Origin of the sequence: Caproiciproducens sp. NJN-50 (assembly GCF_004103755.1) — a bacterium.
GTDB lineage: Bacteria > Bacillota > Clostridia > Oscillospirales > Acutalibacteraceae > Caproicibacter.
The window spans coordinates 2,267,130-2,283,189 of the sequence record NZ_CP035283.1 but is presented as its reverse complement, the minus strand read 5'-3'; the positions used below and the strand labels follow the sequence as shown (position 1 = coordinate 2,283,189).

Below are 16,060 nucleotides of genomic sequence, written 5' to 3'. Positions count from 1 at the left end.
AACGCCGGATATTTAACTACTATAAAAGGACTCGAAGAGCCATATAAGAATTTGCCAATAAAAGAAAGAGAGGAAAGAAAATGAAAGCCATTAAGAAAACCTTAACAAAAGTTATAGCCTTAGCTTTGCTATTTCAAACCTTATTGAGCGGAGCCTTGTGTACCACTGCGGAAGCTTCAACAGTATCTGCCAAAGGGATATCCTCTGCTGCTGACCAAATAATGACAACACAAGCAACACAATATGTTTGGTTCGTTAAAAAAATCAATGGAGCGTATTACAAAAGACAATTTAACCGCACTACAGGGCGATGGGTTGGAGAATGGACACCAGCATAACCCACTCGACCTATCATAAAAATGACCCGCCAAATAAAAAAAACGTAAATTTGGTGGGTCTATTCCTATGCTTGAATAAACGCTTTTTCCCTTCCCTCCAGACTTACGAGTTTGGAGGGCTTTTCTATATGTGTTCAATGTTCCATGAACTACAGGCGACCGCTGATAGTCAGCGGTCGGGCGTGATGAAGCGGACATCTATCTGTTATGCGTCGCTCTAATAAGTAATCTGTCAAAAAAAGCCTGTGCGGTTCTAAGGATAACCCTGCCTATCAACAGGAATCAATCAATCATATTAAAGAGGACTTCACATTTCCTCTCCCTTTCAAAGCTCATCTGGATTCTGTCCAAGTGAGCTTTTTTGCACTCGTTTTTCCGCATTGTCGCTCGCCTCCCAATCCTTTCTGAAATTTCAAATCTTTCAGAAAGGACAGAAAATCATGGAGGTATCTATCAAAATCAGCGGACAAGCCGTGCCCGTTGAAGTTACCGTTGAGATCTGTGAATATCTTGACCAAGCCGAGCATAAGGTCGAAAATCTTGCCCATGAACAGCGCCGTCATTGGGACAGGCGGGAATTCGATGAATACATAGTCGCACGTGAGGGATGCTGTTATTCCGAAACGCCGGAGCAGTGGCTCTGCCGAAAAGAAACCTTGCAGGAAATCATGTCAGTGTTGGAAAGCTGCACAAAGATTCAGCGACAGCGGTTTCTTCTCTTTGCGATGCATGGACTAAGCTATTCAGCGATTGGAAAACTCTGCAATTGTTCCAAATCTGCCGTTCAGGACAGCATTGAAGCAGTACGCAATAAATGCAGGAATTTTTTTGCGTACCCACCGTACGGAAAGGAATTTTCAGGCTAATCAAGTGAAGGGCATTTGCCCTATCACATGAGTAAACGGGACAGGCAGGTTTAATCTGTCTGTCCCGTTCGCTGTCTGGAGGTTAGCCGTATGCCTACAATCAATCTGCGCAAGTATTACCCGCTCCTTACAGAAGATCATTTTATTGAAGTTAGCGACGAGGTTGCTGAAGCCATTCTTTTAGCTACTCGTCAGGAAAACAATTACCGTCAAAGAACATATCGACACAAAGCCTACTATTCTCTGGATCGCGGCGACGGCATTGAAAACAGCATTCTTCACACGGAGCCGTCGCCCGAAGAAATCCTTATGCAAAAAGTTTCAATGCAACAGCTTTATGAAGCTCTTGACCACCTGCCGCCCATTCAGGCGCGGCGCGTGTACGCTCATTACATACTTGGCATGAAGAAAGTGGATATTGCCCGCGCCGAAGGCGTAAACAGCAGCGGCGTATGCGATTCCGTGAGAAAAGGCGTGAAAAATCTCAGGCACTATTTTGAAAAAAAGAAATGGATGGAGTGATTGATACTATGCCATCGTCACAGGAGCCGGAAGCTGTGCGGGAGAAAATCCGCCAGCTTGAAAACCGGCAGAAAATTTTGCTGAACCGGAAGACCGATTCGAAGCGCAAAGAACGAACTCACCGCCTCATTGAGCGTGGAGCAATTCTGGAAAGCATCTTTCCCGAAATCGTCCCCATGACAGGCGAACAGGTCAAAGCGTTTCTTCAAGGAAAACGAGATTCCCACAAAGGCAGCGGATAGTTCCCTTGGGACAAGGGCGCACTTATACACCCTTGCGGGTGCCGTGCGCTCTGCGAGGCCGTTGCGCCCTGACGGGCGCGATGGGGGCTACGCCCTCCAAACCTCTTGTGCAACCTCATGCCGGGTCGAATTCTCTGCGGAGAATCCGACCCGGCGTGAGGTTTTGTTATATCTGTAATGAAAGGATTCTTGCCTATGGCAATCTACCATTGCAGCATCAAAATCATCAAGCGAAGCCAAGGCCGAAGTGCCGTTGCCGCCGCCGCTTACCGCAGCGGGCAAAAGCTCACAAACGAGTGGGACAGCATCACCCATGATTATACGAAAAAAGGCGGCGTAGTCTATTCGGAAATTCTTCTTCCTGCCCATGCCCCACCCGAATTTTCCGACCGTTCCACCCTCTGGAACAGCGTGGAGCAGATCGAAAAAAGCCGCAACGCCCAGCTTGCCCGTGAAATCGAAATTGCCCTGCCAGCAGAGCTTAACCGGGATATGCAAATCAAACTTGTTCGCGCCTATGTCCGGGATACTTTTATAGCTTCCGGCATGTGTGCGGATTTTTCTATTCACGATAAAGGCAACGGGAACCCGCACGCGCATATCATGCTCATCCTGCGCCCGCTGACTGAGCGCGGCGAATGGGGCGCGAAGTGCCGGAAGAAATATGACCTTGATGCGCGCGGTCAGCGTATTCCACTTCCCAGTGGCGGTTTCAAAAGCCACCGGGTTGATACTACTGATTGGAACGATCCGGGCAAAGCCGAAGTGTGGCGGGCAGCTTGGGCTGATACCTGTAACCGCACGTTGGAGCAGATCGGCAAGCCGGAGCGAATCGACCACCGCAGCTATGTCCGTCAGGGCGTACAGAAGATTCCTACCGTTCATATGGGCGTCGCGACCACGCAGATGGAGTACCGGGGGATTTTCACTGAAAAAGGCACCGTCAATCGGGAAATTGCCGCACAGAACCGGCTGCTCAAAGAAATCAAGGCACGTATCACCCGCCTTTACAACTGGTCGAAGCAACAGGCAGCCAAGCCGAAACAAAAACCGAGCATTTGGGAGCAGTTTCAGCAGGCGCAGGACACAATTAGACCGGCTACCCGGTACGGCAAGGTCAAAGCCCTCAAAGAGAGCTCTGCTTTGTTCAACTTTTTACAGGAAAACAACATTTCTTCCATGCAGGAGCTTCACGCGAAAGTGACTGCCATGCAAACGGAATATTATGGTGTGCGCGGCGAGATTGCTGCCACTGCCCGCCAGACCGACGGATTGAATAAGCGGCTTTCCATGTGGAAACAGTACACCGACAACAAACCGGTTCGTCAGCGGCTTGTCTCCCTGAAACCGCAAGCTCGTGAAAAATTTCAGGACGCGCACAGTGTTGAACTTGCATTGTATGATGCTGCCATACGGTATTTGGATGATCTGAAAGTGTCTGGTGAAAAGCTTATGCCGAAGCATTGGCAGACCGAAGTGGAACGCCTAACTGCCCAAAGCAACGCCCTGTATCAACAAATGAAAGCCATGCGAACGGATATTCAGGCTATAGAGAAAATCCGCAAGACTGCCGACGAGCTTGCCCGGCCGGAGAAGTCCAGAGATCGGGGATGCAATCATGAGCGATAAAATCCGCACCGAAACAATACCGGAACACAACATTTTATGTCTGCCTGTCCTACCCCTATCCCCATAATGCCCCGCTTCACAGATAGGGCTTACAGGGCCGATTTTTCCCGAAAACAGCACCGGAAAGCTACAGAAAATTCATCTATCCATTTGAGCGACGAAAGGAGTGGCTTTCATGCCGAGAATGAGCAAAAAACACAAGCTGGAATGGCAGCTTTTCTTAAATCACCGAAACCGTATGACATACAACTCACTTTGCCGGAAATGCGTCCACGGCTGCAAGCAGAGTTTCCGGGCCGTCGTAATGGATTGCCCGAATTTTCAATCCAAACGTTCAAAGGAGGCTCGCCTATGAATCATTGCGAAAAATCTGTGGCTTCTTCCAGTAAATCGAAAGGAGCAAAACCCCGTTACATTATCGTTCACGAATACAGCGGAAAACAGAGTATGCAAGACGCTTTCCAAGGCGTTGAAAAAGCGGCGGGGACATGGTACACTTTAGGTATCGTGTCCCTGTTCATTTAAGGAGAACGTAAAATGAGCAGGAAAAACAATTTGATCTATCCGACCACCGCCCTGTACTGCCGTCTTTCCATGGAAGACGGGCGCGATAACGAAAGCATGAGCATCAGCAACCAGAAAGCAATGTTGAAGGATTACGCGGAAAAGAACGGCATGGGCGAATATTCTTTTTATGTGGACGATGGATATACGGGCCGCAATTTCAACCGTCCCGGGTTTCAGCGGATGATTGCCGACATCGAGGCGGGCAAAGTCAACTGTGTGATTACCAAAGACCTCTCCCGCCTTGGACGCAATTATATCGAGGCGGGCAGCTACATCGAAATCTACTTTCCGCGCCATAATGTGCGCTATATTGCCATTACGGATGGTGTGGACAGTCAAAACAAGCAGGAGTTGGACATTACTCCATTCCGCAACATTCTAAATGACCTCTACAGCCGGGATATTTCCAAAAAGGTTTTAGCCGGATGGATGACGCGTTCCCGGCAGGGCAAGTTTTTAGGCGGCACCACTCCCTACGGTCTGATACGTGACCCGAAGGATCATGGGCATTTGATTATCGACCCGAAGACTGCGCCCATCGTCAAAAAGATTTATGACCTTGCTTCGGACGGATGGGGCAACATGCGTATCTCTAAATATCTGTTGGAACGCAAAATACCGATTACGCGGTGCAGAATCAAAGCCAATCCAGACATTAATTACTACTCGTGGGGCGGTTCCGTTATCAGCATGATTCTTCGGAATCCTGTTTACTACGGTGCTCATGTTGTTTGTAAAACTCACCAGAAGGCGATCCGTTCCAATACGATCAATGCCATTCCTCGCGACCAATGGGAAATCATCGAAAACTGTCATGAGGCCATAGTCAGTAAAGAGCAGTGGGAACGGGTGCAAAAGCTGATCGATCATCGCCCGCCCATCATGAAAGGCAACGCCTGTCCCTTCTATAATCTGTTTCACGGTTTGCTTCATGGTGAATTGTCAAGTGAAGTGCAACAGATAAGAAGAAATGACTTCAGCAGGAGTTTTCCAATTCAAACATTTACGCGGGCGGTCGTTGAGACGCTCCATGACAAATGCCACGGCTTCTGGGGTAAGTTCTGTAAAACGGGTTCCTCTGGGGAAAAACTGACGAATCAATCCGTTCGTATTTTCCACAGTTGGCTTCTGCCACGGAGAGGCTGGGCGAGTGTAATAATACAACGCTTCAAAGCGGCTCTCAAATTCACGGTGGCAGTTGAATTCGATCCCTCGATCCGACGTTACCGTGCGGAGCGGAACCTTTCCGCCTTCAAAGAAGAACTCAAAGCCCCGCATGACTTCTTCCCGTCTGATGTTGCGCAGGACGGCCAGGCAGCAGTATCGACTTTTTCGGTCGGTCACATTCAGCAAATAAGCGCGTTTTGCTTGTCCGAACCCGATCGTGTCAGCTTCCCAGTCTCCAAGTCTCTTTCTGCGTAGAGCTTCTTTGCTTCTCTCCCGGATTTCCCGCGCCCCGGCCTTGTACCCACGAGTTTCTCCATGCTGACGGCCATAGTGACGCAGTTTCATCGTAAGTTGTACGGAACGTGGCAGCAAGTCCGCGCGTAGCGACCGATATATGCTGCTGTGCGAGATTTTCATGTCCCGGTCATCCGGATAGTCTAACCGGATTCTTCCGGCAATTTGTTCGGGCGACCATGACAATTCAAGCTTTTCGGATATGTAAGCTGTCAGACGTGGGTTTTGATACAGCCTCTTCCGGCGGCATTCCATTCGCCGTTCAAGGTACCGGGCCCGTGCCGGAACGCTAAGATATTTTTGTCCCGAACGGTTCCTCTTGATCTCCCGGCTGATTGTGCCCGGATCCCTTTGCAACCTGCGTGCAAGCTGCCTCATACTGATCCCGTTATTCCACAATTGGGCTATCAATGCGCGCTCTTTTGGTGTAAGATGGTGGTAGTCCATAAAAGCCTCTCCTTCAGTGGTGTCTTTTCAACTCCTACTGTATCATGGATTTGGCTTTTTGTGGACTCTTTCTACCCTCCTGTTGCACTTGCTATTTTAATTCACCTCATTGCGAAACCTGCGGGAAATCCATGCAGGCGCGGTATGAAAAGGTGGGCCGTATGGATATTAACCGCGTCACCAAGGAAAAGCGGGAGCCAATCGACAAGTCCTATTACATTTGCCAAACCTATAACCGGTTGGGGAAAAACGCCTGTACCAGCCATAAGATTGAAGCTCGCGACCTATATAACCTTGTATTAGCCGATATTCAGAAACATGCCCGGAAAGCCTTGCAGGATTCAGATGCTTTCTATACCCAACTCACCAAAAAGCTGGAACAGAAACAAAACGTCGATGAAGTGTCGCTCAAGAAAGAGCTGAACGCCTTGACAGCGCGTAATCAGGAAATTGATCAGCTGTTCATGAGCCTCTATGAAGATAAATCCAAGGGCATTCTAACGGAGCATCGCTTTGTCGTGATGACAGAGCAACTTGAGCAGGAGCAAACACAGGGCAAGACTCGAACACAGGAAATCATGGAAACACTCAGCCGCGTCGATGATCGTAGCAAGGATGTTCGGACTTTTATTGAGGAAATCGGCCAGTACGCAGCCGTTGAAGAATTGGACGAAGCGATTGTTCACCGTCTGATTGACAAAATCGTGATAGGTCAAATCCATGTTGAGAACGGCGAAAAAGTCCAACGGGTCAAAATCGTGTATAATTTCGTCGGTGAAATTAAAAAGGAAACGACATGAGAATACCGCTTACTTTTTTCAATAGAGAAGTTTTAAAATTTGTGGTTGAACATTGGCAGTTATTGGGCTATTATAGATTTGAGAATTTAAGCAGCAAAATTTGTATATTGTTCGCCACTTACCAATGGTATTATCTGCGTAATTTTTTATGTATGGAGAGATAGAATATGAGTAAATTAATAGGATCGGATTACTTATTACTTTTACTGTATTTGGATAACAAGAAGCCAATTAAAGGCGCTATTCGATTAACAAAAATGATGTTCTTATTTAATGAGGAGATAGCACCATTATTGAAAAAGAAAGGATTAAACTCTGACAAATTGCCGGAATTCTTTGCATATAATTATGGGCCTTTTTCGAAAGAATTATATGACCAAATAGAGTTTTTCCGGGGCCTTGGCTTTATTAAAGTGACTGATATAAATGCTTCAGAAGAGATGGGAGAGGTAGACGATTGGCAAGAAGATGCGTTTATTGATGAGATGACAGAACAAAGCCAAAGTCACGTGAGAGAAGATGGGAAGTATATGAAGTATGAGATTGCAACTCAAGGAATTAAATACGTGGAAGAAGAAATACTTCCATTAGATCCAGATCAGTTGTCCATACTGGAGATATTTAAGAAAAAGATTATATCATTATATCCTAAACAAATACTCAAATATGTATATACAAAGTATCCGAAGTATACCACAAATTCCTTGATTAAAGATGAGGTAATGCGTGATGACTAATTATGCTTATAGCGAAGAAGAACTTAGGGAATCCTTCTTGAAAAGTTTCAAAGAGAAAAATCAGCAACTTATCTGTGAAGTCCCTGTGTTTAGCCGTTCTATTGATGTTGTAAAATACAACAATATTTCACATGAAGTATCTGCTATTGAATTCAAACTATCGGATTGGAAAAGAGCTATTAAGCAAGCTTTACGTGTAGGAATATGCTTTGACTATCTTGAAATATGTATTCCAAAGCCCAAAACTGATAGAGCAATAAATACAGTTGTAAATTCTTGTACTGAGCAGGGCATAGGATTATATTTTTACAATTATGAAAACGATTTTTTTGAATATGTATTGAGGCCAAAACACATAGAGGATGTTTGGACCGTTCAAAAAGCCAGTGTTATCAATTATATTAAGGGGGTGACAATATGAATTCACCATTAAGAATTCTCAGATACAATACTGGAACAGATAAAAAGGCTTTTGTCAAATTTAAAAATGAATTTGACGCAGTCATTTTTAATGCTACCATTGTAGCTTATAGTGGGGCGGCAGTTGCAGATTTAGTTTCGGTACATAAACGGCAATATATTATTGACCCTCAAACCCATATTTTTCAACATGACATTTCAGCCCTTCAAGCGAAAAACAAAAAGGGAAGAATGCACTTAAAAAAATCCATTGAGAAATATCTTAATTGCATGCCGGAAGCACTTGCTAATATTATAATTGATGAGCAACGGACACCGAAAGTTTATGAAGTTGAAAGTGAAATTGATGAATTGGTTAAAAAAGTATGGGAATTTGAAACTTCATATGTTGACAGTTTTATTAAAACAAAAGAATATGATAAATATTTAAAATTTGCTAAAGTTGGACCAATTCCTAGATTCCTCATTGCACCATATTTTATGATAAAAAATGAATATGATAGAAATACTAATCTTAAATGGCTAAGTATTAACAAGAGCTGCATTGAAAAATATGTTTCTTTAAATATTGGAGAAAAGACTTATGACTTAGCTGCCCAATTGGTTCTGGACAAAGAATCCTTACTTAAAAAAGAATATTTAGAGCAGATAAAAAGTACATATAATGTCAATGGGTATGATTATCTGTTTATTTGGATTGATGATTTTGATTCTTTTGATGCCAATTATGATTTAAGACAAGCATTTTACGAACTTTTAAAAGTATTTGATACCATAGGGAAAAAACCGATTATGGCATATGGCGGATATGATTCTATACTTCTTTGTAATACTGAAATTACTCACAGATTATATGGTGTGGCACAATCGGTTGGGTATGGTGAAGCGAGGAATATAACTCCAGTCGGTGGTGGGTTACCGGTCAATAAATATTATTTTTACCCTATTCATAGAAGATTAAGGTTTGATGAAGCTGCTAGCATTTTAAGTAGTAAAGGTTACTTTAGTGGAAAAAAATCTTCCTCTGATTATGTTAAAGACTATTTTGATAACATTTGCGATTGTAAGCAATGCTATATCACTATAAAAAATGATATTAACAATTTTAGTAATTATAACGACTCTATTCCATTTACTATGAAAACAAGGTATGGGATTGTGTCCCGTAATAGACCAACCACAGATGCTAGTTTAATTGCAGCAATACATTTTTTATACTGCAAAATTAGAGAATGGAATGAGGTAAATACTAAACCGTTGAACTCTTTAATCCAAGATTTTCTTAATGCAGTAAGTGTATATGCTCCTGAATGGTATCAAAATATCAAATCATGGTGTGAAATTTATGCCAGATAAAATTGTTATTGTTACTGGAGCTGGTTTCTCAGCCCCAGCAAAATTGCCAATACAAAATAAAATCATCGATGCAATGTTGGCTCCAGAAAAACGGTCTATTCTTGATATAAAGGCAGAGCCTCAAAGTATTAAGTTTTTACGAGCTTTCATTGAAGTAGGATTATATCTTTTATACTCTTATGGGGACTCTTACGATATATATCATAAGAGCTATATCAACATTCTGGAAGCAAAAACTCGGTTTGAAGCAATTAATAATTTTCTCGGAAAGTGGGGCGAAATTACAACACTAAAGGGTACAGATGCTGAATTGGCTACGAAAGAAATGCATTCATTACTTTTTGAGAGGCCAGAATACATCGTAGATTTAAACGATTATTTTAAAAATTTGGAAATATTAAAAGAACAAATACGGCAAAAACTTGTTGATATTCATCTTAACGTAAGTTTGGAAGATGTATTTACATCTTTTGATAAAGCCATTATTTTAAAGGAGCATAATAATAAGTATACCTATTTAGATATGGATAGCGTTCGGCATTCAATTTTACGTCTATTTACATATTATTTTGGGAAAAAAACAATGGAACATTCTTTTAAACACCCTGCATACCAAAGAGTAATAAGCTTTGTATCTCAAAATTTAGATAATATAACTATAGTTTCAACAAATTGGGATACGCTTTGGGAAGGCTATTTAAATAAAAGTGGGATAAATTATAATTTGTGCTTGAATGACAAATACTACAAATTTGATTCAAAAAAGGAAGAGAGAGTTTCACGAGATAAGTCCGTAAAACTAATTAAGCTGCATGGTTCCATTAACTGGTTCAGATGCTTAGATTGCGGAGGGCTCTCTATAATTGAGAAACAACCATATGGGAAATATTTGTTTGATGATTCATCCTCTGAAGAATGTTTGATATGCAAGAAATCCTCTAAAGGAAATTCTGTGTTAATTCAGCCAGAAATAATAACTCCTACCATGATAAAATCTATTGATAATCAACTCTATAGAAATTTATGGAAATCCGCAAGCTTCGCACTAATGAATGCAGATAAAATAATATTTATTGGCTATTCATTTCCTTTAGCCGACTATGAATTTCGAATGTTACTACAGAAGAACATTTCTGAAAATGCAGAAATTGATGTGGTTTTACACTATACTGATAATCCTCAGAGAATAGCAAAGCGAGATCAACATTTAAAATATCTGTTACCCGAGGAAAGATATTTAGATGTTTTCAAACGAAATAATCCACACTTTTATTACAATGGATTTGAGAATTACTTTAATAGAAATATTTAATAAACTATTTTGCTTCTTAGCAACATAGTTCGACCTCTTATTTTGGGTGTTAATTCCCTGCATAACGCATCATCACAGTACTGGCAGTTTTAATTTAATATTAAATTGCACATAACAACCATAAGCTAAAGCCGTGATTTATTGGACACGGTTTTAGCTTATGGTTTTAATTTACCCCTTGACAATGTTGCAGTGATCTCGCTTCGGTCGATGAGCTGTCTGTTCTTGACGGCGGCAAATGTATCCTCCAGCTTCGCGGTGTCCGGCCTTTCCTTTCGGACAAGTACGACATCACAAAGCATCCGAACTACAAGTACCTGTCCGACTATGATCCCCGCAACGCTTTCCATATTGAGAAGTTTCTGTCCACAAAATTAAAACCGAAACCGGACGATGTGTTCAACACGTATTCCGTTGACCTCTCCGGGAACCCAAAAGCCGCAGAATAGCGGTTTATATATACAACTTAAAAAATGGAGGTAGTATTATGAGTTTCTTTCATTCCGCAATCGGCGTTCTCCAGACCCTTGTGATCGCCCTCGGCGCGGGCCTTGCCATTTGGGGCGCGATCAACCTGTTGGAAGGTTACGGCAACGACAATCCGGGTGCGAATGCGCAGGGCTCATAAGGAAGCAACTAAGAAAACCAATAAAACTGAGATAGGCAGTCAACAGATGGTAACTGTATCTTTATAAATCAAAAGTGATAGTGACATGACGCAACAACAGGCGCGGAGCGCCGACTTCGGGCCAAGTTCGAGGTGTTGACAAACCCCATCATTCGGGACGAAGCCATGAGAAATCCAGGGGGAACAGGCAAAAAAAGAAGCGCCTTGGGACTTATCCCAGGCACTTAACCATGCGCTTTAGGTTTAAGGCGGTTGCCGACAAGAGGCAGTGATCTTCCGCCGCCTCGATTCCCCGTCTGAACAGACGTCTTAAGTTGTGCATCCATTTCTGGGCCGCAAAGCTGCCCTCACACCAAATCTGGCGCAGACTCAGGATATGTTTGTGGGTGAATGTACCATCCGTGTCCCGCTGCTTTTTTACGGATTCCTCAAAAATATTCTTTCGGATCGCGCGGCTTTGATGGCTGCCACTTACACACTTGCTTAGCATCGGGCAGGCCCGGCAGTTTTTCTTTTCGGCTCTGTATACCCGGCAGACGTTGTAGTGCTCCCTCTCAAGATTCCGCAGGGTCAGTTGTTTTCCAGCAGGGCAAATAAAGCAGTCCTTTTCCGCATCATACTGAAAATTCTCGCGCCTGAACTCCACCTTGTAGGTTGCCCCGCCCGTTGCTGCGGGCGTGTACAGCCAGATGCCCATATCGTCCATCGCCCGGTAAATCATGCTGGTGCCATAGGCGCTATCCGCGCCGGCTGCTTGAATATCCAGTCCCAAATGCTTCCGCATGTATTCAATGCGTCCCAGGTATGGCTCCGAATCGTTCACATTTCCCGGTGTCACTGCCACATCCACCACAATTCCGTGAGCGGCATCCACGCTTTGATGATCCAGGTAATGCATTCCTTCCGGTTTTCCGGGCCGCTGCAGCATTTCAGCGTCCGGATCGGTGGTGCTGACCGTCTTTTGCACCTTTTCGCTTTCCTTTTTCTCACGCCCCGCGCGCTGCGGCTTGATGGCGCCGGATGACTCCAGCCGCGCACGTTCCTCCGCTTCATACTGATCCAGCCGTTCCATATAGTCCGTTGTCTCGCGCTGGGCCAGTACTTTTGTATTCGCCTTAAATGAGGCATTCGCTTTTACATGCGTGGAATCCGTCAGAATGATCTTTCCATCCACCAATCCCTTTTCCATGCATAGATGCAAAATATGTTCAAACAGGTGACGGTCACCTCTTTTCCATGAAACCGTCTGCGCCGATTCTGGGAAATTGTAGAATGATCGGGCACCCGATCATCCAAATCCAACCCCAGGAACCACCGGTAGGCCATATTCACCTGAATCTCCTGCTCAATGCGACGCTCCGATTCGATACCGTACAGATATCCCACCAGTAGATATTTTACCAGCACTACCGGATCGATTCCGGGCCTGCCGTTATCCGGGCAGTACAAATCCCGAACCTCGTCGTAGATGAAGCTGAAATCCACGGCGTTTTCCAGCTTGCGCAAAAAGTGCTCCTGCGGCACCAGGTCCTCAAGGGTGACACAATGCATTTTTATCTGTATCCCGTCTCGCTCCGTCAGCATTCCCAAACACATCCCACTGCTTTTTCTTTGCCTACATTATACCATTTTTGCCTCTCCTTTTGGAACTTTGTCAACACCTCGAACTTGGCACGAAGTGACTTCTATATACAAAAACACCGCCCATATAGTCCATGTGGGCGGTACTTCATTCTTAGGCAAGTATTCATTTTATTTTCAACGTAAGGGGAGTTCTTATAGATATAATAAATGACATATTTAGTCGGATAGCATCTTTATTTTTGGTATATTTAGGTGTATTATTATTTAGAAAGAAAAATGTGACATTATGTTTGGAGGAAACAGGATATGGCTGATGAAGTTACAATAGAAGAAGATGCAAGGTCTCAAACTACAGTCACCGAAGCAGAAGGGAAAAGAAAAAGAGCTATTCGTGCTTTCCCTGCCTTATCCTATGAAGAAAGTCTGATTATTGCAAATGGAATCTGGCAGTATGCTTCTGGCCAAAAAATTAGGAGAATAACTTTATTCGATCAAATTGGCAAAGCTCCTGAAAGCGGGCCTAGCAGGACTCTAGTCACTTCATCTGCAAAGTATGGTATAACTTTGGGTGGATACCAAGCCGATTATATAGAACTAACTCCAGATGGATCAGTTGCCACAAACCCAGAGGAAGAACTCTCTCGACGTGCAGAAGCCAATTTTAAATTGGCTATAGGAAGCAATACATATTTGTCAGGATTGTATAATCAATTTAAAAACATGAAAGTTCCAGCAAACTCAGTGTTGGCTGATTCGCTTAAGGAACAAGGACTTGAAGAAGAAGAATGTAAAAAAGGCGTTGAACTATTTATAATAAATGCAAAATTTATCGGTTTAATAAAGGTGTTAGCTGGTTCTGAAAGGATAATCACAATTGAGCAGGTAATTGAAGATATAAATTCTGCGACACCCCAAGTTGTTGAAAAAGCTATACTTCCAGCAATAATTCCTACTATTGAAAGTAATTATGGCAATTCTTTACCAGCCGAAACTGTCAACGCTCAACATGACAAATGGGAAAAGATGTGCTTTTATATTACTCCAATTGGTGAAGAAGGTTCTGAGCAACGAAAACACTCTGATTTGTTTTTAAGCAGCATTGTTGAACCAGCTTTAAATGAATTTGACCTTTCAGTAGTCAGGGCTGATAATATTAGTGCACCTGGTATGATTACATCACAAATAATTGAACATATAATAAATGCAAAACTTGTTATCGCAGATTTATCATATCATAATCCAAATGTTTTCTATGAATTATCATTAAGACATACGTTTAATTTACCGACAATACACTTAATTAGAAAATGTGATAATATTCCTTTTGATTTAAATAATTTTAGGACCATTACAATCGATACATCGAGCATATATACTCTAGTTCCCCAGTTGGATACCTATAAAACTTCTATTGCTAGACAAGTAAGACAGTTACTTGAAAATCCTGAGGCTTTGGATAATCCAATTTCAGCATATATGGCAAAAGCTAAAATAACTATAAACACTATCCATAAATAAAACTAATGAGTATGTGAGTAATGTTAAGATTGAAGACTATGATAATAATTACGTCTATCTTGATAGTGTTTACAAGTCTTTTTTAATTTCTCCATATGAACTTTTAGCATAATATCATATTCGGACGATGATTTGTTTCTGAATTTTGTTACCCAACATGATGTTAGACATATAGTTAAATCAGTTGGATTGGATACATTTTTAAAGAGAACGACTGCGATTAAGATATATAGCTGTGCAATATTCGTTCACTTGACGATTAAAGCCTTTATTTTATGCGGGGTTCCAAGTTTGTCGTAAGGGGGGTGAAAATATGGAAAGGAAGATTAGAAGTGATATCCAGATTGGAAATCTTGAAAAGAAGTTGGAAATCCCTGCGGGATCTTTTAGAAATCCGGACGGTAGGGATACTCGAAGCGACAAACTCTTAGGAACTTTGAGAGATGAATTAGAAAAGCAAAACGGTGAAAAAAAATAATTAAGAATTTCTAAGGCAATTATGAACTGTAGTTTGTTCTATCGAAGAGAGAAAAGCTCATGTACTCGATTCAAGTGTAATATTCGTTCACTTGACATCGAAAGCCCTTATTTTATGCGGGTTCCCGAGTTTGTCGTTATGAACACTCGTACCAAAATCGTTTCTAAAGGAATTGAGTAATCATTCTTTAGAAACGATTTTTTATGTGCTATAATAAGTTTATCAGACATTGAGACTTGGCGGTCAAGGAGATAAATAATGAATTGGGTTATAAACAATATCAGTTGGCTTAAAGATGTCTTATGGGTTCTGTTTACTTTGATAGCAACATTGCTTGCTATCTTAACATATAGACGTGCAAGGTATACACTCTTACAACCTTTACGATCTGAAGTTGTGAAAAGACAGACAGAAGTTCTTGTTGAGTTGTTGGATTTTGTTTCTGTTGAAAAAGGTGAATTCTATTTTGACCTTGATTATATGGGGATAGCCGCTTGCAATGCTTTCGATTTGTTAACTACTTACAATTTTAAATTAACTGATGATAAAATTAGCAAAGAGGTTCAAGAAAATATTGGTGGTTTTATGTTACTTGAAGATAGTGGGCCTACTAAAACTTTTAAAGTCCATCGTTCACCTTTTCATGAGCAATTGTTTGATGATGAAAAAGAGTTTGAAAATTACAAAAAAGAATTAAATGATCAGATAGAAAAAGGGGTAGTAAGAATGGAAAAACTATATCTTACTAAAACACATCAAAAAACAATACAGAAAATCAATGAATTTATTGCTAACCCTTTTATGCCAACAAAAATCATTAACTTATTAGAAACGTTACTGGCAGATATTGATTTCAACTTGAAGAACTACATGATACCTGAATTGAAAAAATTTATTTTGCAAGCCAAATCTTTTAATTCAAGTGAAGAAAACCCTTTACATATTTCTTATCAGGCAATCTATAATAGTTTTATTTATGAAAGCAAATCTCATTCTCCAACGATCAAAGATATTCGTAAGGAAATACGTGAGTATCTTCTTATAGACAAGAAATGGTTTTAATGTGATTCAGCATGTTTATATTTGTAATATTCGTCTGCCTGATGCCGAAAACCTTATTTTATGCGGGTTCCCAAGTTTGTCGTTATGAACACT

The 16,060-nt window shown here is 41.9% G+C and carries 16 protein-coding genes and 4 pseudogenes; 18 read left to right on the top strand and 2 right to left on the bottom strand.

Going from position 1 to position 16,060, the window contains the following annotated elements; genetic code table 11:
* Positions 1-80: 80 nt before the first annotated feature.
* The 8 genes and pseudogenes from EQM14_RS10985 to EQM14_RS17020 form a co-directional block, all read left to right on the top strand.
* A complete protein-coding gene (locus tag EQM14_RS10985) occupies positions 81-338 on the top strand; it encodes a hypothetical protein (protein ID WP_128743085.1) in 258 nt (85 codons plus the stop codon).
* Positions 339-778: 440 nt separating this feature from the next.
* On the top strand, positions 779-1,204 hold the full coding sequence (locus tag EQM14_RS10980; protein WP_128743084.1) for an RNA polymerase sigma factor: 426 nt from the start codon (positions 779-781) through the stop codon (positions 1,202-1,204).
* 90 nt (positions 1,205-1,294) lie between these two features.
* Complete coding sequence (locus EQM14_RS10975; protein WP_128743083.1) at positions 1,295-1,726, top strand: RNA polymerase sigma factor; 432 nt, start codon at positions 1,295-1,297, stop codon at positions 1,724-1,726.
* An 8-nt stretch (positions 1,727-1,734) separates the two neighbouring features.
* A complete protein-coding gene (locus tag EQM14_RS10970) occupies positions 1,735-1,968 on the top strand; it encodes a DUF3847 domain-containing protein (protein ID WP_205703167.1) in 234 nt (77 codons plus the stop codon).
* A gap of 195 nt (positions 1,969-2,163) precedes the next feature.
* Complete coding sequence (gene mobQ / locus EQM14_RS10965; protein WP_128743081.1) at positions 2,164-3,597, top strand: MobQ family relaxase; 1,434 nt, start codon at positions 2,164-2,166, stop codon at positions 3,595-3,597.
* 175 nt (positions 3,598-3,772) lie between these two features.
* The gene (locus EQM14_RS16730) at positions 3,773-3,952 is read left to right on the top strand and encodes a hypothetical protein (RefSeq protein ID WP_128743080.1); all 180 of its coding nucleotides are present in this window, start codon (positions 3,773-3,775) and stop codon (positions 3,950-3,952) included.
* Positions 3,949-4,122: a hypothetical protein gene (locus EQM14_RS16725; RefSeq protein ID WP_164919050.1), complete on the top strand. Its 174-nt coding sequence runs from the start codon at positions 3,949-3,951 to the stop codon at positions 4,120-4,122. The genes EQM14_RS16730 and EQM14_RS16725 overlap by 4 nt, the downstream gene beginning before the upstream one ends.
* A 12-nt stretch (positions 4,123-4,134) precedes the next feature.
* Positions 4,135-4,974, top strand: a pseudogene (locus EQM14_RS17020) (recombinase family protein); the annotation flags it as partial.
* Between the two features lie 132 nt (positions 4,975-5,106).
* Here the strand turns inward: EQM14_RS17020 and EQM14_RS17015 are convergent.
* The gene (locus EQM14_RS17015; RefSeq protein ID WP_128741414.1) at positions 5,107-6,072 is read right to left on the bottom strand and encodes an IS30 family transposase; all 966 of its coding nucleotides are present in this window, start codon (positions 6,070-6,072) and stop codon (positions 5,107-5,109) included.
* A gap of 44 nt (positions 6,073-6,116) precedes the next feature.
* Between EQM14_RS17015 and EQM14_RS10945 the strand changes: the two genes are divergently transcribed.
* The 7 genes and pseudogenes from EQM14_RS10945 to EQM14_RS10915 form a co-directional block, all read left to right on the top strand.
* Complete coding sequence (locus EQM14_RS10945; RefSeq protein WP_128743079.1) at positions 6,117-6,872, top strand: DUF4368 domain-containing protein; 756 nt, start codon at positions 6,117-6,119, stop codon at positions 6,870-6,872.
* Between the two features lie 167 nt (positions 6,873-7,039).
* Complete coding sequence (locus tag EQM14_RS10940; RefSeq protein WP_128743078.1) at positions 7,040-7,609, top strand: hypothetical protein; 570 nt, start codon at positions 7,040-7,042, stop codon at positions 7,607-7,609.
* Entirely contained in the window at positions 7,602-8,030 is a 429-nt protein-coding gene (locus EQM14_RS10935; protein WP_128743077.1) for a hypothetical protein, read from the top strand. The genes EQM14_RS10940 and EQM14_RS10935 overlap by 8 nt, the downstream gene beginning before the upstream one ends.
* Positions 8,027-9,385, top strand: coding sequence for a hypothetical protein (locus tag EQM14_RS10930; RefSeq protein WP_128743076.1), 1,359 nt, complete (start codon positions 8,027-8,029; stop codon positions 9,383-9,385). The genes EQM14_RS10935 and EQM14_RS10930 overlap by 4 nt, the downstream gene beginning before the upstream one ends.
* Positions 9,375-10,697, top strand: coding sequence for an SIR2 family protein (locus EQM14_RS10925; RefSeq protein ID WP_164919049.1), 1,323 nt, complete (start codon positions 9,375-9,377; stop codon positions 10,695-10,697). Before EQM14_RS10930 ends, EQM14_RS10925 begins: the two co-directional genes overlap by 11 nt.
* 194 nt (positions 10,698-10,891) lie before the next feature.
* Positions 10,892-11,146: pseudogene (locus tag EQM14_RS16720) on the top strand (VirD4-like conjugal transfer protein, CD1115 family); the annotation flags it as partial.
* 38 nt (positions 11,147-11,184) lie between these two features.
* Positions 11,185-11,319, top strand: a pseudogene (locus EQM14_RS10915) (Maff2 family mobile element protein); the annotation flags it as partial.
* A 217-nt stretch (positions 11,320-11,536) separates the two neighbouring features.
* On the opposite strand, the pseudogene EQM14_RS10910 reads toward EQM14_RS10915, so the two are convergent.
* Positions 11,537-12,909: pseudogene (locus EQM14_RS10910) on the bottom strand (IS1182 family transposase).
* Positions 12,910-13,215: 306 nt separating this feature from the next.
* On the opposite strand from EQM14_RS10910, the gene EQM14_RS10905 reads away from it, so the two are divergent.
* The 3 genes from EQM14_RS10905 to EQM14_RS10900 all read left to right on the top strand — a co-directional run bounded on the left by EQM14_RS10905 (position 13,216) and on the right by EQM14_RS10900 (position 15,967).
* Complete coding sequence (locus EQM14_RS10905) at positions 13,216-14,427, top strand: hypothetical protein (RefSeq protein ID WP_128743073.1); 1,212 nt, start codon at positions 13,216-13,218, stop codon at positions 14,425-14,427.
* Between the two features lie 313 nt (positions 14,428-14,740).
* Positions 14,741-14,905, top strand: a complete 165-nt coding sequence (locus EQM14_RS16380) for a hypothetical protein (RefSeq protein WP_164919047.1) — start codon at positions 14,741-14,743, stop codon at positions 14,903-14,905.
* A gap of 258 nt (positions 14,906-15,163) precedes the next feature.
* Positions 15,164-15,967 carry a hypothetical protein gene (locus EQM14_RS10900; RefSeq protein WP_128743072.1) on the top strand — a complete coding sequence of 268 codons (804 nt, stop codon included), beginning with the start codon at positions 15,164-15,166 and terminating at the stop codon, positions 15,965-15,967.
* The last annotated feature ends 93 nt before the right edge of the window (positions 15,968-16,060 follow it).